This is a genomic window from Streptosporangium sp. G12 (assembly GCF_052983175.1).
This window is the reverse complement of the sequence record NZ_JBRIQO010000021.1, coordinates 180,904-201,880: the sequence shown is the minus strand read 5'-3', so window position 1 is coordinate 201,880 and position 20,977 is coordinate 180,904. Positions and strand designations below refer to the sequence as shown.

The window sequence follows — 20,977 nt, the reverse complement described above, 5'->3', positions numbered from 1 at the left end:
CGCCTTGCCGGGTCGGCCGCTCTTCGTCGTTTCAGCGCCCTCGACTTCGACGGTCATGCTTGAGAGCCAGTCTCACGGCTCCATAAATGATGAAGAACAGAATAAGGCCGACAATCAGCCAGAAGACCGCCAGCGCGAACCAGCCCGTCATCCCCATGTACATTTCGCCGCTCCCTTTTCCCGTCGACTTGCCCGCCTTCGCAGGTTATGCCATGAGATCGGCCTCATGATCGCCTGAGGGCGGCTGATTTCCGTACGAGGCTGGAGGCGATCGACGGTCCGGCGCCTCGTTGCTCGGCATCGGCCCGTCGAAGATCGGGACACCACGGGTGGCCCCGGTCGCCCGGGGGTTCGTGCCCGCGTCCTTACGTGACGGTGGGGCCGGAATTCGCCCGCTCGGCCGGGCCGTGCGAGAAGTGCGCCGGGACACCGAACCAGGTGGCCCGGGCGGTGGCGAGGGTGCCGGTGGGTTGCGGGTCGGTGGTGGTGGAGATCCAGGCGGTGTGTCCGTCGGGGCGGAGCAGCAGCTCCTCGAGCTCAGGGTGTTCGGGGCAGCGGACGTGGTAGGTGTCCACTGCGCCGTCCGCGCCGGTCGGCAGGACGCGATCGCCGAATCGGAGGAACACCGGACGCGCGGGCCGGAGCAGTTCGGCGACGCTGGTGCGTCTCTCGCCCATGGCCAGCTTCAGGTTCGGCGCGAGCTTGCCCAGCCACGGGTGCTCGCCGGGGATCCTGGGGTCGTACCGGGTGCTCACCCCGGTGGCCAGTTCGGCGAGGTAGGTACCGACCTGCGGCAGGCCGGTGAGCTCGCCGAACAGCTCCCGGACCGGACCGAGCTCCGGGAGGCGTCGCCCGAGGATCGCCTGCGCGCGGGTGGTCCGCAGCACGCGAGCCCCGACCTCGTGCCGCTCCCGGTGGTAGCTGTCCAGCAGGCCGTCCGGCGCGTGGCCGAGCGCGGTGGCGGCGAGTTTCCAGCCGAGGTTGACGGCGTCCGCCAACGCCACGTTCACCCCCACCGCCCCCGCCGGCGGGTGGATGTGCGCGGCGTCCCCGGCCAGCACGACCCGTCCCGCGACATAGCGGTCCGCCTGCCGGGCCGAGTCGGAGAACCTGGTGAGCCAGCGCGGGTCGCGAAGCTCCACCGGGCGGCCGAGCACCTCGTTCAGCACCCGCTGGAAGTAGGCCGGCCGCACCGGCTCGTCGCGGTCGGCGGGCGGGGCCGGCTCGTCGAGCACGATTCGTACGTAGCCGGGCCGCGGGATGACGAACACCGTGCCGTGCTCGCCGTCGGTCATCCCGAAGGGCAGGTCGGCGGGGTCGGCCAGTTCCACGTCGGCGAGCAGGCCGAACGTGGTGGCCGCGGTGCCGGGGAAGCCGATTCCGGCGAGCTTGCGCACGACGCTGCGGCTGCCGTCGCAGCCGGCGAGATAGCCGACCCGCCGGCGATGGTGCCGGCCGCCGGCCCGGACGGTCACCTCGGCACCGTCCCCGTCCTGAGCGAGATCGGTCACCTCGTGTCCCCAGGACACCGTCACACCCAGCTCGGCCAGCCACTGCTCCAGGAGTTCCTCGACCCGGGTCTGCGCGATGCCGAGCACGTACGGGTGATCGGTGTCCATGGCGGTCAGGTCCAGCGGCCGGCTCGGATCGGCGAACATGCCGTAGGGCACGGCCGGGCCCTCGGCCAGGAAGCGGTCGGCGATGCCGCGCCGGTCCAGTAGCTCCAGGCTGCGGGCGTTGAGAGTGAAGCCGCGGCAGAACGGCGATCGTCGCGGCAGCCGGTCCACCACCGTCACCTCGACCCCGGCCAGTGCGAGCTCCGCCGCCAGCATCAACCCGGCCGGTCCCGCCCCGGCCACCATGACCTTCATCGAACCTCCTCGCGTCGACATTTCCTTCACCGGGTCTCACCACTCGTGCGGACCCAGCCGGTCACGGGTTCCGGCCAGGCCAACCGGCCGGTCTCGATATCGGCGGTGATCTCCTCGAGCCAGTCCAGTTCGGCCTGCAGCATCCGCACCGCGTACTCGGCCTCCACCACGAACAGGCGCGGCACCTCGCCGGCCTCCAACACCTCGCGGTGTCCCTGCCGGACCTCCTCCAGCGACGCGCGCACCCGGCCGGTCCGCTCCCGCAACGCCGCCACGGCGCCGTCCGGCCCGAGCGCGCCGAGATAGCTGACCGCCGACAGGAACTTCGGGTACTCGTCGGCCGGGACGCGGATCAGCTCGTCCACCCAGCGCACGAACTCCGTACGCCCCAGCGCGGTGTGCTGGTAGACGGTGCGCTCCGGCCGGGCACCGACCCGGACCGTCTCCCGCGTCTCGATCCATCCGGCGCGTTCCAGCGCTCGGACCACGTCGTACAGGGAGCCGGTCGTCACCTTGAACACCCGGTCCATGCCACGTTCCCGCAGCGTGGCTGCCATGGCGTGGGGGTGCGCCGGCGACTCCATCAGCAATCCCAGCACCGCCAACCCCAGCGAGTTGGACACCGGGCGCCGACCAGTCGTACTCAATCGATCGCCTCCTATCAGTCGGATCCGAGTATTTGGCACCGACTGATACTTGTCAAGATCGGGAATCGGCATCGGGGAGGGTGGCCACGGGAGGAGGTGCCTGGCGGCCGTGCCGCTCCGGTGTGCCCCTGTCGCCGGCGGCGAGTACAGCCGGCCGGTCATCGAGGTGTCGTGACGGGCCGGCATGCCGAGGCGGACTCGGCGGAGAACGGGTTCGTTACCGCGGGGTCATTCCTGCGTTCTCGCGGTCAAGGCGAACTCGTACTCGACCTGGTCGATCAGGTTGCCGTCACCGAAGTCGTGTCCGCGGACCGCGCCCGACTCGGTGAAGCCGCTCTTGGCGTAGAAGCGGCGTGACTGGGACGTATCGCGCAGCGTCCACAGGTGCACCCGGCTGAAGCCGGTCTCGCGCAGCCTGCGCAGGGTCGCGGTCATCAGGGCGCCCGCGCTGCCGGTGCCCCAGCCGTCCGGGTGGCCGTAGAAGCCGAAGATCTCGGCCGCTCCCGGCCGCGTCGGGGAGGAACCGAAGTAGGAGAAGTTCAGCGGACGCCCGTCCAGCGCGGCGAGCAGGACGGTGTCCTGCCCCTTGGCGAGCACGTCGTGCCACTTCCCGCGCCGGTGTCTCACCGCCTCGGCGCAGAACTCCGGGGCGAAGAAGCCCGCGTAGGCCGCCTTCCAGGACTCCGCGTGGATCTCGCCCAGCACATCCCCATGGTCGACGGAAGCCTGGAAGATCACGAAGTTCTTGGTCACGGGATCACACTATGGGGAGCATCGGCCGAGCCGGTCGTCGCGGAACGCGGGACGGCGCGTGCCCCGGAGGAGGGGCGCGCGCCGTCGTGCGTCGAGAGGAGACGTCAGGAGATGGTCAGCGAGCCGTTCGGGTTACGGGCGCACGTGACGACCGTGCGGGGTGCGGCGGTGAGGGCGCCGGTCAGGCACTGGCCGAGGACGACGTGGCCCGCGGCGTTGGGGTGCCACGCCTCCTGACAGGTCTGGAAGTAGGTGCCGCAGGTGTTCGCCGCCTTCTGGACGCGGATCTTGTCCCAGCCGGACAGGCTGGTGACGAAGTTGCCGTTCGGCGACTCCTGTATCCGGACCGGTGTGGCGAGCGCGTTCTCCGGGCTGCCGGGGTTCTCGCAGAGCCGGGCCCCGTCGAAGGCCTTCTGGACGTCCAGGACGCGCAGGTTGGCCGCCGGACGCTCGGCCGCCAGCGTGTTGTAGGCGTTCCTGACGAGGTTGCCGAGGTTCTGGGAGAACACGTGCCCGGGGGCGAGGCTCGCGCGGTGGATCGGGCAGCCGGCGGCGTACCGCTCGGCGCCGAGGTCGCGGAACTTGTCGCGCGTGTCGGTGCGGTTGTCCTCGTCCCGGTACTCCGGGGCGACGTCGAGCGGCAGCGGGTTGGTGTAGTTCTGCAGGACCACCTGGTGGACGCCGTCGGCGTCGACCTGGGCGAGGGTGTCGAGGATCTGGCGCAGGGCGGCGGTGGTCTCGGTGGTGGCGGCGGCCACCTCGGCGTCGGAGGCCAGGTCCGAGACGGTGCAGGGCTCCTGCGGCACGTCGCCGCCCAGGTAGGCCCAGAACTCCCACCAGCCGGTCCAGGCGTCGGCGATGAAGCGGTTGGCGCACAGCGTGGCCACGTCGCCGAAGGTGAACTGGCTGTTGTTGGAGCCGAGGCCGATGAGGACGACGTCGATGTCGTGGGTCTGGGCGACGGCGCGCAGCTGGTCGAGCTGCGAGGCGACGGAGCGGCCGTTGGGGCGGGCGCTGGAGGCGTTGGCGATGTCGGCGGGCCGGCCGCCGGAACACGCGAGGTTGAAGCGGTCCTGAATGCCGGGGAACGACGCCTTGAAGAACGAGGCGTTCGCCGACCGGTGGCAGAAGTAGGCGTTGCTGTTCGCCGCCGACCAGCCGGGGAAGCCCTGTGCCGTCCCGGAGGTGTCGACGACGGGTTGGTAGTCTCCCGCGCCCTCCCCGCTGACGAAACTGTCGCCGAGCGCGACGGCGGCGGTGGGCAGAGCCGCCTGCGCCGCTCCGCCCTGGATGACCTGGACGCCGACCGCGCCCACCAGGAGCGCGACCATCGCGGCCGCACGCCGGAGAACCCTCACAACTGCCCCATTTCCCACTAAATGACCATGGAACAACGACTGCCTAGATCACAACATGTTGCGCCAGTGGCGTCAAGATTTCTATGAGGCCGACTCGTGTTTTCTTGGAGGATCGCGCATCGCCTTGATTCCAATCGCACGCTTGCTTGTTCGGAGGGCGTCCGGCGACCGGGTGGGCCCGGCCGAATCTGGGCGCGCGGACCCGCGCGCGGGCATCCTGCCGGTCGGCGGCGACCGCTTGCGGGCGGTGTACCGGTCGTGCCGTTTCCCCGCCGCCCCTGTCCCGACGCGAGAAAGAGCACCCGCCCCCACGAAGGGAACGGGTGCTCCCGTGTGTACGGGTTACAGGGCCTTGGTCTGCGTCGGGGTTACGCTCGACGTCGAGTGCCCGCCCCGGGAGGGACGCCGGAGCCCCGCCCCGGGAGGACGGTCAACCCGGCGGGGCGGCACCGAGCCGGTCGAGGTGGTCGCGCACCACTCCGGCCTTGCGGTGCCCGAGGTCCTCGAAGAGCGCCAGGGCGGCCTCGAGGCGGGCCACCGCCTCCCCGGCGCGTTCCAGCGAGGCGAGGCCGAGCGCCTCGTACGCCTCCGCCCGCAGCAGGGTGTCACCGGTCCGGGTGGGGAGAGAGAGGGCGCGTTCCCCGCACGATATCGCCTCCTCGCACGCGCCCATGTCGTGAATGGAGCGTGCTCATGCTGACCAGGATCTGGGCGATGTCCCGATCGCCACAGCTCGTCTCGCTGACCTCCAGGGAGGTCAGGTAGTGGCTCATGGCCTGGGGGAGGCGTCAGGTCGTGCATCGCGTAGTGGTCGCCGGACACGGGCGCGAGCAGGTGGACGGACACGAGCTGGTCGAGCGGCTCTCGCGCCTCATCGGCCGTCATGCCCGACAGGACCGCGGCGACGGCCAGTGACGGTTCGGGGCCGGGATGCAGCCCGAGCAGCCGGAACATGGCGCGGACCGGTTCGCTCAGCGGGCGGAGCGAGGCGCGCAGGACCGCTCGGATCGATATCTCGTTCTCGTCGACGGCGAGCCTGTCCAGGCGCACGCGCTCACCGGCGCGCCCCACGAACCCGAGAGGCCTCGCCGGTAGCTGGGCGGGCACGGCCCGGTGGCCGGGCCCTCGCGGTTCGAAGACCCTCACCCGGAAACCCGGAAGTCGGGAAACTCGGAAACCTCCGTTCCAGAGGTCACACGAGGCCGCGGCGGCTGGCCTGGGCGCCCGCCTGGAAGCGGGTCTCGGCGTTCAGCTCGTCCAGGAGGTGGCGCAGGCGGCGGCGGAGGCTGCGCGGGCTGGTGCCGAGCTGGCGGGCGATGGCGTCGTCCTTGAGCCCGGCCGAGAGCAGCGCCAGGAGCCGGCGATCGTCCGGGTCGAGCTCCGCCCACCCCTGTTCGTCGGTGTGGCCGGGTCCGCCGGCCGGTTCCGGAGCGCCGTCACGGGACGCGGGCTGCGGGTAGATCGGAAGCGCCTCCTGCCACAGGCGTTCGAACAGCTCGACCAGGGCCACCACCATGGTGGACCCCTTGATCAGCACGCCGCGTGTCAGCGGCGGGTCCATGTGCAGCGGCATGACCGCCTGCCGCCGGTCGACGAGCGCCATCTTGAACGGCAGCTCGGGCAGGACCCGCGCCTCCTCGCCCGCCTTGACCAGGCTGCCCACCTCGTCGAGTGCCCCCGCGTGGTCGAACGCCTCGGGCACGTAGATGGTCCGGTAGCGAACGCCCTTGCGGAGCAGGCCGGTCTGCACCGGGTTGTGATAGTCCAGCACGTACGGAGGCCGGTCGAAGGTCAGCACCTCCTCCTTGGCCTCCTGCTGCAGCCGGACGTACCATCGGGCCTGCTCCTCGGGCCCCGCCAGGACCTCGAACTGGCCGCCCTCCTCCAGGTCCTGGCCGGCGGTGCGGAAGGTCTCCTCCAGCTGGTCGGCCGTGTCGGTGAGCCGGTCCAGGTTGCTCTGCATGCCGCGTACCAGCGAGCGGATGGCGGTCCCGGGGTTCGTCGCCGTCCAGCGGGGCGACCGTCCCCACAGGCGGCTGATCAGGCCCTTGGCGCGAAGTCTGCCCAGCGACGCCTGGATGCGCCCCGAGCTCTCCCCGCTCCTCATGACGAGCTCCTGCACCGTGATGCCGGGGCAGGCCAGCACCTCACGGTAGATCCGCTCGTCGAACGCGCTGATCCCCACCACTTCCAGCGCCGGACCGTCATCAAGCATGCCTACGAGCTTGGCCACTTCCGGCAGTTGCCGCAATAGGCCACAGAAACCACCTTGTCACCAAAATTCGCATACCGTTAGAAATCGGGTTGTGCTTCAGAGAACCGTCCTTATCGGCAGTGTGGTAACGGCCCTGATAGCGGCCGCCACGCCGGTCCAGGCGTCCCCCACCCCCACCCCCACCCCCAAGACCTCGGCCTCCCCCCAGGCCGGGCAGGCCGCCGCGAAGGCCGGACCGCCCAAGACGATCACTCTCATCACCGGGGACAAGGTCACGCTCCGCGTGCTCCCCGGCAAGCAGACCCAGCTCGACGTCGAGCCGGGCCCCGGCAGGGAGAAGATCAAGTTCGTCCACCGCCGGGCCAAGGAAGGGCTCAGCATCGTCCCCGTGGACGCGATGCCCCTGCTGGCCGAAGGCAGGCTGGACCCCCGTCTGTTCAACGTCACCCGGCTCGCCGAGCTCGGCTACGACGACGCCGCCAGCCCGGCGCTCCCGCTGATCGTGACGTACTCCGGCCAGACCGACGCCGCCACGCTGCGCGCCGCCGGCGGGCGTCCGCTGCCCGCGATCAACGGCATCGCCAGGAGCGAGCCCCGCGCCGCCGCCGGCACGCTCTGGAAGTCCCTGTCCGGGCAGGCGTCCGGTCAGGCCGGAGCGGCGTCCGCGCCCGAGAAGATCTGGCTGGACGGCAAGGCCAAGCTGTCCCTCGACGTCAGCGTCCCGCACATCGGCGCGCCCAAGGCCTGGGAGGCCGGCCACACCGGCAAGGACGTCACCGTCGCGGTGCTCGACAGCGGCTACGACCCCGACCACCCCGACCTGAAGGGCCTGGTCACCAAGACCGAGAACTTCACCTCCGAGCCCGACGTCCGCGACCTCAACGGCCACGGCACCCACGTCGCCTCCACGATCGCCGGATCGGGCGCCGCCTCCGGCGGCAAGTACAAGGGTGTCGCCCCCGGCGCGAAGCTGCTGATCGGCAAGGTCTGCGAGCAGAGCGGAAACTGCCCGGACTCGGGCATCATCGAGGCCATGACCTGGGCGGCGGAGAGCGGCGCCCGCGTCGCCAACCTCAGCCTCGGCGGTCCCGACATCCCCGGCGTCGACCCGCTGGAGCAGGCCGTCAACACGCTTTCCGAGCGGTACGGCACGCTGTTCGTCATCGCGTCGGGCAACGACGGCCCCCAGGCGCTCGGCTCGCCGAGCAGTGCGGACCACGCGCTGTCGGTCGGCGCCTCCTACCGTGACGCCGACACGGTCGCCCAGTTCAGCAGCACCGGCCCGCGCGTCGGCGACGCCGCGGTCAAGCCCGACCTGATCGCGCCCGGCGTGGGCATCGTCGCGGCCAGGGCCGGAGGCATCTCGGCGGACGACTCGTACACGGAGATGAGCGGCACGTCCATGGCCACCCCGCACGTCGCGGGAGCGGCGGCGATCGTCGCGGGTCTGCACCCCGACTGGAAGGCCGACCGGATCAAGGCGGCGCTGATGGCCTCCACCGCGCCCGGCGAGGAGCTCGGCGCCTACGTCCAGGGCTCCGGCCGCGTGGACGTCGCCCGCGCCGTCGCCCAGAAGGTCACGGCCGAGCCCGCCTCGCTGAGCCTGGGAGAGGTCGAGTTGCCCGCCTCCGAGCCCAGGAAGAGCACGCTCACCTACCGCAACGACGGTGACGCCGCCGTACGGCTGGACCTGAGCGTGAAGGCCAAGGACGGCCGCGGTGAGACGGTGACGCCGTTCAAGCTCGGTGCCACCACGGTGGAGGTGCCCGCGCACGGCACCGCGCAGGTCGAGGTGACCGCCGAACCGGGCGCGATCGGCATGTACAGCGGCACGGTCATCGCCACCGGTGGCGAGGTCTCCGTGCGTACCGGCATCGGCATGCGGGTCGAGCCGGAGAAGCACGGGCTCAAGCTGGCCTTCACCGGCTCGGACGGGCAGCCCGTGCAGAACTCCTTCGCCGGAGTGATCGACCTCGACACCAAGGAGCAGGTCAACTACGACATCTCCGGCGGCACGCTGGACCTCAGGCTGCAGAAGGGACGCCGCTACACGATCGTCGCCCTCATGCTCGACCACGACGGCACCCTGGTGATGTCCGCGGAGCCGGAGTTCACCCTCGACGCCGACCGCACCGTCACCGCCGACGCCCGCAAGGCCAAGCCGGTGGACGTGCGCACCGAGGAGCCGACCGCGCGACTGGCCATCGGCATGCTCGGCATGATCCAGCTCGCCGACGGCGTCCAGCCGATGGGCGTGGACGTCGAGCTGGCGGACATGTGGGGCGCGGACCGGATCGAGGGCATCAAGGCCATCCCCACGACCCGTACGGCGAGCAAGAAGTTCGCCTACTACCGCTGGACGCAGTGGGCCAAGCCGAAGGGCGACGGCACCTACAACGACAGCCCCTACTTCTACCACCTGATGAAGGCCGAGCCGCGCATCCCCGCCGACCCCGGCTACCGCCCGCGCGGTCGCGACCTCGCCAAGGTCACCTCCACGTACGCCACCCAGCAGGACGCCAAGTTCGGCGAGCACTTCGCCCTGCCCGTGCTGTACGGGACGGAGCTGGCCTGGATGCCGTACGGCAGCCTGTCCCACTTCCCGCTCCCGTTCCAGCGGACCGAGTACTACACGCCCGGCGACACCGGCTGGTACCCCTCCTTCATCCAGTACAAGGCACTGGACATCGTGGAGAACATCGACCAGTTCTTCTTCGGCGAGACCACCGTCTACCGCGCAGGCCAGAAGGCCTCCGACCGCTGGAACGCCGGCGTCTTCGCGGCCGGGCTCATGCCCGGCGGGGACTACTCCTGGCGTGAGGAGAACATGCTGCAGTTCGCCGGCGGGCTGTTCGAGGACAGCGTGCCCGAGCGCCTCTCCTACGGCGAGTACACCGCCCCGCAGGCCAAGCTCTATCGCGACGGCAAGGAGATCTTCACCGACACCTACCTGCCCGGCAACATCGAGGTGCCCGCCGACGGGAAGGAGAGCGAGTACCGGCTCACCAAGACCGCCGACCGCGATCCGGCCATGACCAAGTTCTCCACGCGGGTCAGTGCCGAGTGGCGGTTCAGGTCCAAGACCCCCGAGCCGGGACAGCGACAGGTGCTGCCGCTGATGGTCGTCAGGATGAGCCCGGAGCTGGACGACCGCAACTATGCCGGTACGGGCCACATGCGCATCCCGCTGCGGGTCCAGCGCCAGGAGGGTTCACCCGACCTGAGGGTGAGCACGCTCTCCGCGGAGATCTCCTACGACGACGGCCGCACCTGGTGGCCCACGCTGGTGCATCCGACCGGCAAGGGCACCTGGTCCGCCGAGACCTGGCACCCGGCCGGCGCGCGCGGCAAGTTCGCCTCGCTGCGCGTCAAGGCCGCCGACACCGGTGGCAACGCCTTCACCGAGACCGTCATCAGGGCCTACGGGATCAAGTAAGCCACGGGATCAAGTAAGCCACGGGATCAAGTAAGCCACGGGAACCCCGCCGCGCCCAACCGGACGCGGCGGGGTTCCCGTCGTCGGACGGGCCGGGTTCTCACCATCGGGCGGTTCGAGGACGACCGCCGGGACCTGACCGGAGAGCGGCGTCGGGACCTGGCCGGGACCGTTGGGATCTGACCGTGACCGTCGGGACCTGAAACAGGGCCGTCGGGACCTGACCGGGAAGGAGACCTCCGGACGGGCCGGGACGGTTCAGTGTCGCGGGATGCCCAGGGTGACGAGCAGGTCCTCGTGAAGCTGGAACCACACGCTGTGGTAGGACTCGAGGTCGTCCGACACGTGGTCCAGCGCGCCGGACCTGGCGCGCGTGAGCGCGGTGGTGAGCCGGGTCCGATACCGCTGGAACCGGAGCATCTCCGCGAACAGATCCGCGCAGGCGTCGTCGACACGCCGGTCGAGGTCCGCGAACCGCTCCAGGAGCCGTGAGTCGTAGGCGGGGTCGGTGTGGTCGTTCGGTACCGCGACACCGTCGACGGATCGCATCTGCCACGCCGTGCAGAGATCGAGCAGTTCCGGGTTGAGCACGAGAAAGCCGTCGTACGCCTTGGCCACCGTCGCCCGGGTGCCCGCCGCGTCCAGTTCGGCGGAGATCCGCTCGGCGTCCGCGGCGAGACCGGCCTCGGTGAGCCCCCACCCGCCGAAGTCACCCGAAGCATGCGTGACGAGGCCGGCCACCGCGAGATCGATCAGTTCGGATTCGACGTCGGGCTCGGGGAGTCCCGTCGCCCGGGCCACGCGGGCGAGGCCGGCGAACCCGATGCAGCGAAGCGTGTGGAGCGTCAACAGGTCGACGCTGGTCACATGGGGTGGGTTCGGCACGTCGATATGCTACATCGATGGTGTGGATTCACCCGATTTCTGCCGAGGTCGAGGAGACCGCGAGCGTCCTCGGGGGCAAGGGGTACGGCCTTGTCGTGTTGCGACGTCTCGGCGTGCCCGTGCCGCCCGGGTTCGTCGTCGGCACCGCGGCGTGTCGCGCCTTTCTGCGTGACGGGAAGCTTCCCGGCGGGCTCGACGCCGAGCTGGCGGCCGCCGTCTCCGGTCTCGAAGCCACCACGCGACGGCGCCTCGGCGGGCCCGACCGGCCACTGACGGTGTCGGTCCGCTCGGGCGGCAGCGTGTCGATGCCCGGCATGATGAACACGATCCTCAACCTCGGTCTCACCGCCGAGACCACGGCGGGGCTGGCGGCCGAGACCGGCGATCCGCGGTTCGCGCTCGACTCGCGCCTGCGCTTCCTGTCCAGTTACGCCTCGGCGGTGTTCGGCACGGAACCGGAGAGCCTGGAAGCCGCCGCGCGTGGAGCGGCCGAGCGCGGCGCGGGGAACGAGGTCGGTAGCGGGGCCGGTAACGAGGGGACGCGCCTCGCCGACGCGATCCGGGGAGTCGAGGCCCTCATCCGCGAACGAGCCGGCGGGCCGGTGCCGGACGACGCGACGAGGCAGCTGGAGCCGGCCGTCAGGGCCGTGTTCTCGTCCTGGGACACGCCGCGCGCCAAGACCTACCGCGAACTGCACGACATCCCGCACGAGCTCGGCACGGCCGTCGTCGTGCAGGCCATGGTGTTCGGGAACCGCGACGACCACAGTGGCACCGGTGTCGCGTTCAGCCGCGACCCCAACACCGGCGAGAGCGTTCCGTTCGGCGAGGTCCTGTTCGGTCGCCAGGGTGAGGACGTCGTCTCCGGAAGGTCGGTGACCCGGCCACTGTCCGAGCTGGCCGAACGGGAGCCGGCGGTGTGGGCCGGCCTCCTGGAAGCCATGAGCCGGATCGAGGAGCACTACCGCGACACCTGCTACCTGGAGTTCACCTTCGAGGCGGGTGAGCTGTGGGTCCTGCAGGTGCGGCCCGGCAACCTCGTCGGACGCGCCGCCGTCCGCGTCGCGGTGGAGCTGGCCGACGAGGGCGTCATCAGCCGCCGCGAGGCGCTGCTCCGGATCTCTCCGCACCATCTTCGCCACGCTCGCACGCCCCGGATCGAGGCGGCCGACGCGGGTGACATCCTCACCCGAGGGCTGGGCGCCTGCCCGGGGGTCGCGGTCGGCAGGGTGGCGACCACCGCCGACAGGGCGGTGCGGATGGCCGCCGACGGCCCGGTCATCCTGGTGCGCCCGCACACCTCCCCGCTCGACATGCACGGCCTGGCCGCCGCCGCGGGGGTCGTCACCGCGCGCGGCGGGCCGGCCAGCCACGCCGCCGTCGTCGCGAGGGCGATGGGCAAGCCCGCCGTCGTGGGAGCCGCGGACCTCACGGTCGACGTCGCCGCCGCCTGCGTGCGAGCCGGGGGGCACACCGTCCCGGAAGGCACGTTCATCACCATCGACGGGACCGGCGGAGAGGTCCTCGTCGGCAGCCACCGCGTCGTCACGGCCATGACCGACTCCCACCTGCACCGCCTGCTCGCATGGGCCGACGAGGTCTCGGGCGACGACTCGGACCGCGACGAGACGGAACGCCTCAGGGCGGCCCGCGCGGCCCTGTCGGCCTGAAACGACCCGGACCTGAAACGACCCGAACCTGAAACCAGCCGGGCTTGAAACGACCCGGGCTTGAAACGACCCGGGACTGATGGAGACCCTGACGCGTACCCGGTTCCAGAGCGAGGCTCGTTCCCCGACTCCGGCCGGGGGCTCATCGGGCGGCCCCGCCGGCCGGGCTCACGCCGCCAGCGGCCCTCGGAGACGCGACACCTGCTTGGCGTACCGGCGGCGGCCGACGGTTCTCCACAGCAGCCGGGCGACGGCCGGCAACTTGCCGAGGAAGAACCCGCGCTCTTCGTGGGTGGTCTCCTCCAGGATCGCGCCCATCGAGAGCAGGAGCTTCTTCCTGGGGATCTGCTCCACCGCGCGGGCGCCGACGGCCTCCCACTCCGCGACCGACATGTGCTCGGCGACGAGCGCCAGCACGTACCGCTCCTCGTCGTCCAGATGCTCGACCAGGGCGGTACGGTGCTCCTCCATCGCGATCGCGAGTTTCTCACCGGCTCCCTTCGAGGCGGTGCGCCGCCACTCGGGCAGCACCTCGGCGATCCGGGTCAGGGTCTCGGCGATCCGGTCGTGCTGGTCCTCCATCCGTACCACCATGTCCCTCTCCAGACGGACCCGAGACAGCAGCAGTGGCCACACCAGCTCGTCCTCGGCGCTGTGGTGGTGGTGCAGTCCCTCGGCGTAGTCGAGGTAGTGCTCGGCGATCTCGGCCGCGCGAGCCGTGTCGCCTTCGGGCACCGCCCTGACGAATCTCGGCATCAAACCGGACTCTCGCCGGAAGACGCGGTGGACTACCACCATCTCGTGGGTGTACGGGCGTTCTGTGGCATTCATCGCAAGCATCTTTCGTCCTGTGCCAAGGGCGGCGGACCAAGTCTGCGAGAACCACCTTGGAACCGGCTTGCCGTGCTCTTGGAAAGGGCGACGCTCGGCTGCCGGGCCGTGGACGCGCGCCGGCACGGCCACCGCGTGATCTTCGGTTCCCATCCCGGATGGATCACATCGGTGGCCGTGCCGGTCGGCTACGGCCGCGCCGTCATCGGGCTTGATGACGGCGCGGTCCGGTGCCGTACGGATTCCGTGAGGTCGTGCCCGTGTCGAAGCGGTTCGCGTCCTGTCCCGTGCGGGTCACGGAAGTGCGCCGCCCCGCCACGAGCTACACGCACCCGATGCTTCCTGACAGGTGGAGAACGTCGATGGTGCTGACAGGAGCGGGGACGCAGAGAGGCCCGGAAAGGGCGACGGGAACGACGGGAAAGCTGACAGGAGCGACCGCGCACATGGATTGGAGAACGACCAGGGGACTGGCCATCGCGCACCCCGTGGGACGGGGTGACTCCACGAGTACCGCCGGTCCCGGAGGGCCTGCCAGCCCCGCGGGTCCTTCCGGTCCTGCGGGTCCTTCCGGTCCTGCGGGTCCGTCCAGTCCGTCCGCTCCTGCGGGTCCCGCCGGTCCTGCGGGTCCTGCGGGTCCTGGGGGTCCTGCGGGTCCTGCTGGTCCGTCCAGTCCGTCCGCTCCTGCGGGTCCCGCCGGTCCCGCCGGTCCTGCGGGTCCTGCCGGTCCTGCGGGTCCGTCCAGTCCGTCCGCTCCTGCGGGTCCCGCCGGTCCTGCGGGTCCTGCCGGTCCCGCGGGTCCTGCCGGTCCCGCGGGTCCTGGGGGTCCTGCGGGTCCTGGGGGTCCTGCGGGTCCTGCCGGTCCCGCGGGCCCGGGGTCGGACCTGGTGGGAGTGCCGACGGGAGTGCCGGCCGGCCTGACAGGTGTACGGATGGGGACAGGAATGGCGATCACTGCGTCATCGTCATCGTCGTCCCGCTCTCGGTCCCGGTCCCGGTCTCGGTCTCGGTCCCGATCCCGGTCGTCCCTGCCGCACCCGTCCCCGCCGCGACCGCCCGGGCAGTCACAGTCACGGGCACCCTTGGGGCATCGGCAGGGCCGGCACGGGCGAAGAAGGGGCTTCTCGCCAGGGTGCGCGGAATGTCGAGAACGGGCTTTGCCGCCGGCGCCCCCGGTGTCGCTGTAGGGGGCGAGATCGAGAAGGTTCGTCCCCCCGGTGGCGTTCGCCGGCGCCTGATTCGACGACATCATGAGGATGCTGGCCATCGCTGCGACGGCCAAAGCGCCGGCGCGCTTACCGGAAAGGGCTGACGCCCATCTGCTACTACGAGGAAGCACGTTATTTCCCCATATCATTGCTAATTCCGAAAACATTCGGATCTGTCATGCGGTCACGGAAGTGACGACGGACAGGAGATACCCGAGGCTTATTCGGATAACGCGCCGTCATAGTTCAGGAAGAGCAAATAAACAGTGTTGTGAAGGAAAACCTGCACCTCATCTATGATTTAGTCGTATTTGTAATGATTATTCATCCATGGCGTTCAATGGATGATTTCAGCTGGCAGAGGGAGGAGGGGGCCGGGGGGACGGGAGTCGGGTCGCCGGGAGGGGGACGAGGTGATGTGTGCCGTACCGATGCGCACCGATACGCGCCGGTACGGCACGCGCGTTCCTTCCGCGACTCGGTGGCGCCCGATCCGGTGCCGGGGCGGCCGACCGCTCTTCTTCGTCCTGCCGTACCGGTCACCCGCCGGTTCCCGGCGCCCCGTCCTCGCCCCTGTGGCGCGCGAGGTCCGGCGCCCCGTCTCTCGACCTCGTCCTCTCGCGCCTTGTCACGGCCGGTACGGGCGGTCGCCCATCGGGCTCATTTCTCGCGAACGATGATCTCCGGGAACGACGGGTCCTCCTGGAGCTCCCGCATCATCCGCTCGGAACGGGAAAGGCGCTGGCGCCCGGCGGGTGCGGCGTTGTCGCCCCTGCGTCCGCGGTAGCGGTCGTAGGGACGATCCTGGTGGCGCTGCGACCTTCCCCGCCACCTGTCGGAAGGCCTCGTCTCGTGCCCGCGATGCTGGCGGCGGGAGGGGTCGGGGCGGCCGGAGAACCGGTCGCCGGGAGTGCTGTCGGCATTCAGCTGTGAGATCGAGCCGAGCACCCGGGCCTGCCCGATGGTGGCGCCGGCCGGTACCTGGTTCGACGTCATGAGGATGCCGGCGACTGCCGCGATGGCGAGGACGCCCACCTGCCTGCCGGAGTTCGCCCCCGGTGTCCGTCCGCTCTTTCGAGGAAGCACGTTATTTCCCCATCTCATTTCTGGTTCCGAAAACATCTGATATCCCTCACTGCCCCATAAGTGACAGCAGCTAGGAGATACCCCCCGGACCATGAGATAGCGCATTGAAACGGTTGGGGCAGAGCAAATAAATGGCGCCGTGAAGACTGATGAGATCTTATCTATTGTTATTTGCTGTTTTGTCGTAATTGTTCGCGCGGCAAGGGAAACGGGAATGCCGGGAATGTTCACCGGGTCGGATCACGCCAGGAGCGCGACGGCTCAGCGCCGGGCCCCTCGGGAAGAGCCGGGCCCTTCCTCCCGCGAAGGGACGAGCCCTCCCTCCCGGAAGGGAGGAAGGGCTCGCGGAGCGGGGAGGAAGGGCCCACGGGCGTCACAGATAGACGCGGATGTCGGCCTGGAGCGGGCGCGACAGGCGCACGGTGATGAACTCGTTGTTGTCGGGCTTGCCCGGGGTGCGGCCGGCGGAGGACGGGAAGTTGTTGTCGTCCAGCACGCCCAGGGTCCGGTCGTCGAGGATCACGACGTCCTCGATGGTCTGGAACGGGAAGCGGAAGGTCTCCCCGAACCCGCCCAGGCCGCGCGGGTTGGCAAGGTCGAGCAGGTCGGCGACGAGGGTCTTGCGCAGGTCCGCGTGGCGGGTGTCCACCATGTAGATGCGCTTGGTCCTGGCCGCGTCCCCCTGGAGGTTGTCACGCTCGATGACGAGGAACCGGTGCCGGTCGACCGCGATCATGTCGCCGATCGCGTTGTCGGGGCTCTCCAGCGTGTAGGTCCAGCGCTTGCCGGTGTAGGCCCGCCTGCGCAGGTCGAACTCGTTCATCCGCAGCGTCCCGGCGGCGTCGCCGGTCACGGTGCCTTCGAGCAGCGGGTACAGCGTGCGGCCGTCGACCGAGCGGGCCATGCCCTCGAAGCCCTTGCTCCGTCCCAGGTTCGGCTGCTCGCCGTTGAGGGAGGGGTTCTCCGGGGCCTTCACGCCGGGCAGCGGGACCGGAGCCTCGAGCAGCCTGCCCGAGGAGGAGAAGTGCAGCAGGAACGGGCCGAACTCGTCCCCGATCCAGTAGGTGCCGTCGAGGGTCCGCACGATCGACTCCACGTCGAAGTCGGCGCCGGTCAGCTTCCGGTCCGGCCGGGTCAGCGGCCAGGTGACGCGCCTGTCGGGGTCGCTCAGGTTGAACCCGCCCAGCACCGACACCTTCTCACGACGGAAGTCGGGCTTCACCCGGTGCACCCGCAGCAGGAAGTCGGCGCTGTTGTCCTTGGCGCCGAAACCGTTGTCGGACAGCACGTCGAAGGTGCCGTCGTGCCGCCGCACGATGCCGCTGAAGCCCTGCACCGGCTGCCCGGCGAACGGCGGGGTCACCCCGTTGATGGGAGCCGTGCCGAGCTGGGACCCCGACGGCTCGCTGCCGGGGACGAAGGTCAGCGCGGGCAGGGATGCGAACCCGGTGAGCGTGGCGCGCCCGAATCCAGAGTGGCCGGAGTGACCGGAACCCGACTGCTGTGAATCCGCCTGCTGGGTACCGGCGCCGCCGGAGGTGGGAAGGCCCGAGCCGGGCTGCCCGGGGTCGGCCACCGCCGGTGCGGACACCGCCAGTGCCAGCACGGCCGCGCCGATGGTGATCGTCATGCGTCGTCTCATGGCGGCACGCTAGGGAACCCGCGTGAACGGCCGGTGTTGCGTCGCGGGCCGTACAGCGAAAACAAGATGCGGACCGTACGAAAAGCTGGCAGAAGCCAGCCGGAAAGCGGCATGCCGGAGACAGATGAAAAGAAATGCAACAGAACGTGTCCCTGAAGCGTCCCTGGATGCGTGGAGTTCACCGATTTCGTCGCCGCACGGGGCAGGGCGCTGTACCGGTACGGCTACGTACTCACCGGGAACGCCGAGGACGCGGCCGACCTGACACAGGAGGCCCTCATGCGTCTGGGGGACGCGTGGCCGAGAGTGAGGAGAAGGGAGGATCCGGAAGGGTACGTCCGTACGACCATGGCCCGCCTGCACATCAGCGTCTGGCGGCGGCTGCACAGGGAACGGCTGGTCGCGACGGTGCCTGAGGCCGCCTACACCGACGACCGTCTCGGAGACGAGGTCGGCCTGTGGAACGAGCTGAAGCGCCTGCCGCCCAAACAGCGGGCGGTACTGGTCCTGCGCTACTACGAGGACCTCTCCGACCAGGAGATCGCCGATCTTCTCGGTGTCTCGCGGGGCACGGTGCGCAGCCAGGCGGCCCGCGCGCTGGACAAGCTCAGGATCAGGGCGGCCGCTCTTGAGGGGGAGCGAGTGTGATGAGCCACAGGGACGAGGAGGCGCTGGTCCGTACGTTGGCCTGCGCGGCGCGGTCCGCGCCCGAGCCGGTCGAGGACCTGGTGGTGACGATCGGCAGGCAGCGCAGGCGGCGCCGGCGCGTGCGGACGCAGTCGGTGCTCGCGGTCGCCGGGATGATCGCGGTGGTCGGTGGCATGGCGGTGGTCAGGGACACCCTCCCCAACAGGGGCGGAGAGGGTGTGAGCCTGACCCAGGCGGCGCCATCGGGCGGCGCGGCCGGAGACACCGAGCAGCCGGTCCAGAACGGAGCGGGAGGACCGGCGAACAGGGAAGAGACCGCGCCGATCGACGTCCGGCCCGTCGCGGAGGTCTGGCCCATGGCGGTCTCCACGATTCCCGTCCGGGCCGCGGACGGCCACAGGTACCGCCCGGTCACCGGCCTGAGCGCCACGAAGCTGCTGCTCTCGGCCGAGTCGTCGTTCGAGAGATCGGGCCGCCTGGAGGTGTACGACACGGCCGACCGCAGCAGCACCGTGCTCACGACCATGCCCGTCACGGGGGTGAAGGGCTATTTCGTGCAGGACTTCGAGGTGGGCTCCGACTACATCGCCTGGTGGGGGGAGACGCCCAACGACTCCGACGAATGGGCCGACTTCTGGGTCGTTCCCCGCTCCGGCGGCGTCGCGAAGCGGGTCGGCGAGGTCACCGGTGACCTCGCGAAGGTGACGCGGATCGCCGTCGACTCGAACTTCCTCCTGTGGTCGGTGAGCGGAGGGGGCATCTACCGCATGCCGGTGAGCGGCGGAACCCCGGAAAGGCTCGGGAACACCGACGGACTCCACCTGCTGACCTGGCCGCTGGCCGTCGACGTCGGGGGGAGGGAGGGCGAGGGCGGGCCGGAGAACCAGACCAGGACGGTCGACCTGGAGACGGGCCGGACCACCGAGGTGAGCGTCCCGGCAGGGGGGAGCGGCTTCCGGTGCGGCCCCGTCTGGTGTTTCGGGCAACAGGGGGACACGGCGGTGGTCCAGCGGCCGGACGGTTCTGACCGCAGGCTCCTGCCGGGGTTCAGCGCGGGGAGAGGAGTCGTCGACAGGTTCGGGATGATGGGGTCCCCCTTCAGCGGGGAGCGGGACGCGTACATTCCCCTGGTGACGGTGTACGACGCGGTCACCGGCCTCGCCGCCGGGATGTCCCGGATGCGGGAGGGGGGCGGGGGCTACGGGACGGGAATCTCCTCCTCGCCCAGCTCGATCCTCTACTGGGACGCCGACGAGAGGACCGTCGAGGATTGCGGGACGGCCGACGCCGGCGGCCGTCCCCGCCCGTCGGGCGCGCCCGCCCCCACCGGGAACGGCACGATGTGCACGACGAGGGAAGTGGGCGGCGGCAAGGAGTTCACGGTGGTGAACCTTCTCGCCGTACCCTCAACGAAATAAAGTTCCGGACATGAGAACTTTCGCCAACATCACCGAGTTCAAGGCCGCCGTCGGGGAACATTTCGGCTACACCGAGTGGCGCGAGATCACCCAGGAGCAGGTCAACCTGTTCGCCGACGCGACCGGCGACCACCAGTGGATACACGTGGACGTGGAACGGGCGAAGCAGGGGCCGTTCGGCGCCACCATCGCCCACGGGTACCTGAGCCTGTCGTTGCTGCCCTCCCTGATGTCGGAACTCATCCAGGTGGGCGGCCTGGCCATGGGCATCAACTACGGGCTCAACAAGGTCCGATTCCCCGCGCCGGTCCCGGTCGGCGCGCGGATCCGCGCCGGGGCCGAGCTCGTCGACCTCAAGGGCACCCCCTCGGGTTACCTGTCGAACGTGCGCATGACCGTGGAGATCGAGGACGGGAGGAAACCGGCCTGTGTCGCGGAGACCCTCTCCCTGTACGTCCCGGCGGAGGGTTCCTGACCCGGGCTCTCCCGGATCACCTTTCCGCGGAGGGTTCCTGACCAGGTTTTCGCGGAGAGCTCCTGGCCAGGCCGCGTCACCTCTCGGCGGAGGGTTCCCGGCCAGGCCGCGTCACTTTCCAGTGGAGTGCCCGTGGGCCAGGACGGATCACTTCTCGGCGGAGAGCTCCTGGGCCAGGATCGCGGCCTGAACGCGACTGCGAAGACCCAGCTTGTTCAGCAACCGGCTGACATGGGTCTTCGTCGTCGCCTCCGCCATGTCCAGCTCCGCGGAGATCTCCGCGTTCGACAGGCCTCGCCCGATGCAGGCCAGTACCTCGCGCTCGCGCGGGGTGAGACCGCCGACCTCGTACGACCTGCGCTCGGGCACCGACGCGCCGAAGGCGGAGATCAGCCGCCGGGTGACCGCGGGCGCGATGAGCCCCTCGCCCCTGGCCACCACCCGCACCGCGTCCACCAGGGCGTCGGCGTCGGTGTTCTTGAGCAGGAACCCGGCGGCTCCGGCCCGCAGCGCCCCGAAGACGTACTCGTCGAGGTCGAACGTGGTCAGGATCAGCACGTCGGTGATCCCGCTCAGCTCGCGCGTCGCGGAGATCCCGTCGAGCTTCGGCATCCGGATGTCCATCAGGACCACATCGGGACGGAGATCGAGGGCCATCTCGACGGCCTGCTCCCCGTTGGCCGCCTGGCCGACGACCTCGACGTCCTCGTGGCCGTCGAGGATGAGGACGATCCCGGCACGGACCGCCGCGTGGTCGTCGGCGACGAGGACTCGGATGGTCATGCGATCTCCCGGGCGGGCGTTCGGGTGGTCACGCGATCCCCCGGCCGAGTG

At 70.2% G+C, this 20,977-nt stretch carries 16 protein-coding genes; 5 read left to right on the top strand and 11 right to left on the bottom strand.

Annotated elements, in window-relative coordinates; genetic code table 11:
- Positions 1–365 precede the first annotated feature (365 nt).
- The 6 genes from ACVCAG_RS30500 to ACVCAG_RS30475 form a co-directional block, all read right to left on the bottom strand.
- On the bottom strand, positions 366–1,871 hold the full coding sequence (locus ACVCAG_RS30500) for an FAD-dependent monooxygenase (RefSeq protein WP_447190865.1): 1,506 nt from the start codon (positions 1,869–1,871) through the stop codon (positions 366–368).
- A gap of 26 nt (positions 1,872–1,897) precedes the next feature.
- Positions 1,898–2,518, bottom strand: a complete 621-nt coding sequence (locus tag ACVCAG_RS30495) for a helix-turn-helix transcriptional regulator (RefSeq protein WP_440089410.1) — start codon at positions 2,516–2,518, stop codon at positions 1,898–1,900.
- A 228-nt stretch (positions 2,519–2,746) separates the two neighbouring features.
- Positions 2,747–3,271, bottom strand: coding sequence for a GNAT family N-acetyltransferase (locus tag ACVCAG_RS30490; protein ID WP_440089408.1), 525 nt, complete (start codon positions 3,269–3,271; stop codon positions 2,747–2,749).
- A gap of 104 nt (positions 3,272–3,375) precedes the next feature.
- Positions 3,376–4,629, bottom strand: a complete 1,254-nt coding sequence (locus ACVCAG_RS30485) for a hypothetical protein (protein ID WP_440089406.1) — start codon at positions 4,627–4,629, stop codon at positions 3,376–3,378.
- Positions 4,630–5,059: 430 nt separating this feature from the next.
- On the bottom strand, positions 5,060–5,302 hold the full coding sequence (locus tag ACVCAG_RS30480) for a hypothetical protein (RefSeq protein WP_447190864.1): 243 nt from the start codon (positions 5,300–5,302) through the stop codon (positions 5,060–5,062).
- A 519-nt stretch (positions 5,303–5,821) separates the two neighbouring features.
- Positions 5,822–6,844 (bottom strand): TrmB family transcriptional regulator, encoded by a 1,023-nt coding sequence (locus tag ACVCAG_RS30475; RefSeq protein ID WP_440089404.1) that lies wholly within the window; start codon positions 6,842–6,844, stop codon positions 5,822–5,824.
- A 121-nt stretch (positions 6,845–6,965) separates the two neighbouring features.
- Here ACVCAG_RS30475 and ACVCAG_RS30470 point away from each other — a divergent pair, with 121 nt between their 5' ends.
- Complete coding sequence (locus tag ACVCAG_RS30470; protein ID WP_447190863.1) at positions 6,966–10,280, top strand: S8 family serine peptidase; 3,315 nt, start codon at positions 6,966–6,968, stop codon at positions 10,278–10,280.
- 258 nt (positions 10,281–10,538) lie between these two features.
- Here ACVCAG_RS30470 and ACVCAG_RS30465 read toward each other — a convergent pair whose 3' ends face one another.
- On the bottom strand, positions 10,539–11,165 hold the full coding sequence (locus tag ACVCAG_RS30465) for a transcriptional regulator (protein ID WP_440089401.1): 627 nt from the start codon (positions 11,163–11,165) through the stop codon (positions 10,539–10,541).
- Positions 11,166–11,182: 17 nt separating this feature from the next.
- On the opposite strand from ACVCAG_RS30465, the gene ACVCAG_RS30460 reads away from it, so the two are divergent.
- The gene (locus ACVCAG_RS30460) at positions 11,183–12,835 is read left to right on the top strand and encodes a pyruvate, phosphate dikinase (RefSeq protein ID WP_447190862.1); all 1,653 of its coding nucleotides are present in this window, start codon (positions 11,183–11,185) and stop codon (positions 12,833–12,835) included.
- A gap of 168 nt (positions 12,836–13,003) precedes the next feature.
- Here the strand turns inward: ACVCAG_RS30460 and ACVCAG_RS30455 are convergent, their stop codons facing one another.
- The 3 genes from ACVCAG_RS30455 to ACVCAG_RS30445 form a co-directional block, all read right to left on the bottom strand.
- The gene (locus tag ACVCAG_RS30455; protein ID WP_447190875.1) at positions 13,004–13,633 is read right to left on the bottom strand and encodes a hemerythrin domain-containing protein; all 630 of its coding nucleotides are present in this window, start codon (positions 13,631–13,633) and stop codon (positions 13,004–13,006) included.
- A gap of 1,901 nt (positions 13,634–15,534) precedes the next feature.
- Positions 15,535–15,960 carry a hypothetical protein gene (locus tag ACVCAG_RS30450; RefSeq protein ID WP_440089398.1) on the bottom strand — a complete coding sequence of 142 codons (426 nt, stop codon included), beginning with the start codon at positions 15,958–15,960 and terminating at the stop codon, positions 15,535–15,537.
- Between the two features lie 373 nt (positions 15,961–16,333).
- Positions 16,334–17,602, bottom strand: a complete 1,269-nt coding sequence (locus tag ACVCAG_RS30445; RefSeq protein WP_440089396.1) for an esterase-like activity of phytase family protein — start codon at positions 17,600–17,602, stop codon at positions 16,334–16,336.
- 171 nt (positions 17,603–17,773) lie between these two features.
- On the opposite strand from ACVCAG_RS30445, the gene ACVCAG_RS30440 reads away from it, so the two are divergent.
- The 3 genes from ACVCAG_RS30440 to ACVCAG_RS30430 are packed head-to-tail and all read left to right on the top strand — an operon-like array spanning position 17,774 to position 20,143.
- Complete coding sequence (locus ACVCAG_RS30440) at positions 17,774–18,250, top strand: SigE family RNA polymerase sigma factor (protein ID WP_440089394.1); 477 nt, start codon at positions 17,774–17,776, stop codon at positions 18,248–18,250.
- Positions 18,250–19,668 (top strand): hypothetical protein, encoded by a 1,419-nt coding sequence (locus ACVCAG_RS30435; RefSeq protein ID WP_440089392.1) that lies wholly within the window; start codon positions 18,250–18,252, stop codon positions 19,666–19,668. Before ACVCAG_RS30440 ends, ACVCAG_RS30435 begins: the two co-directional genes overlap by 1 nt.
- A gap of 10 nt (positions 19,669–19,678) precedes the next feature.
- Entirely contained in the window at positions 19,679–20,143 is a 465-nt protein-coding gene (locus ACVCAG_RS30430; RefSeq protein WP_440089390.1) for a MaoC family dehydratase, read from the top strand.
- 147 nt (positions 20,144–20,290) lie between these two features.
- On the opposite strand, the gene ACVCAG_RS30425 is transcribed toward ACVCAG_RS30430, so the two are convergent.
- Entirely contained in the window at positions 20,291–20,926 is a 636-nt protein-coding gene (locus ACVCAG_RS30425; protein WP_440089388.1) for a response regulator, read from the bottom strand.
- Positions 20,927–20,977: the final 51 nt, after the last annotated feature.

Excerpts from the sequence above, each read along its gene's own strand:
- ACVCAG_RS30500 (WP_447190865.1), bottom strand. The coding sequence starts at position 1,871 with ATGAAGGTCATGGTGGCCGGGGCGGGACCGGCCGGGTTGATGCTGGCG.
- ACVCAG_RS30480 (WP_447190864.1), bottom strand. The coding sequence starts at position 5,302 with ATGGGCGCGTGCGAGGAGGCGATATCGTGCGGGGAACGCGCCCTCTCT.
- ACVCAG_RS30475 (WP_440089404.1), bottom strand. The coding sequence starts at position 6,844 with ATGCTTGATGACGGTCCGGCGCTGGAAGTGGTGGGGATCAGCGCGTTC.
- ACVCAG_RS30460 (WP_447190862.1), top strand. The coding sequence starts at position 11,183 with ATGGTGTGGATTCACCCGATTTCTGCCGAGGTCGAGGAGACCGCGAGC.
- ACVCAG_RS30455 (WP_447190875.1), bottom strand. The coding sequence starts at position 13,633 with ATGGTGGTAGTCCACCGCGTCTTCCGGCGAGAGTCCGGTTTGATGCCG.
- ACVCAG_RS30445 (WP_440089396.1), bottom strand. The coding sequence starts at position 17,602 with ATGAGACGACGCATGACGATCACCATCGGCGCGGCCGTGCTGGCACTG.
- ACVCAG_RS30435 (WP_440089392.1), top strand. The coding sequence starts at position 18,250 with ATGAGCCACAGGGACGAGGAGGCGCTGGTCCGTACGTTGGCCTGCGCG.
- ACVCAG_RS30430 (WP_440089390.1), top strand. The coding sequence starts at position 19,679 with ATGAGAACTTTCGCCAACATCACCGAGTTCAAGGCCGCCGTCGGGGAA.
- ACVCAG_RS30425 (WP_440089388.1), bottom strand. The coding sequence starts at position 20,926 with ATGACCATCCGAGTCCTCGTCGCCGACGACCACGCGGCGGTCCGTGCC.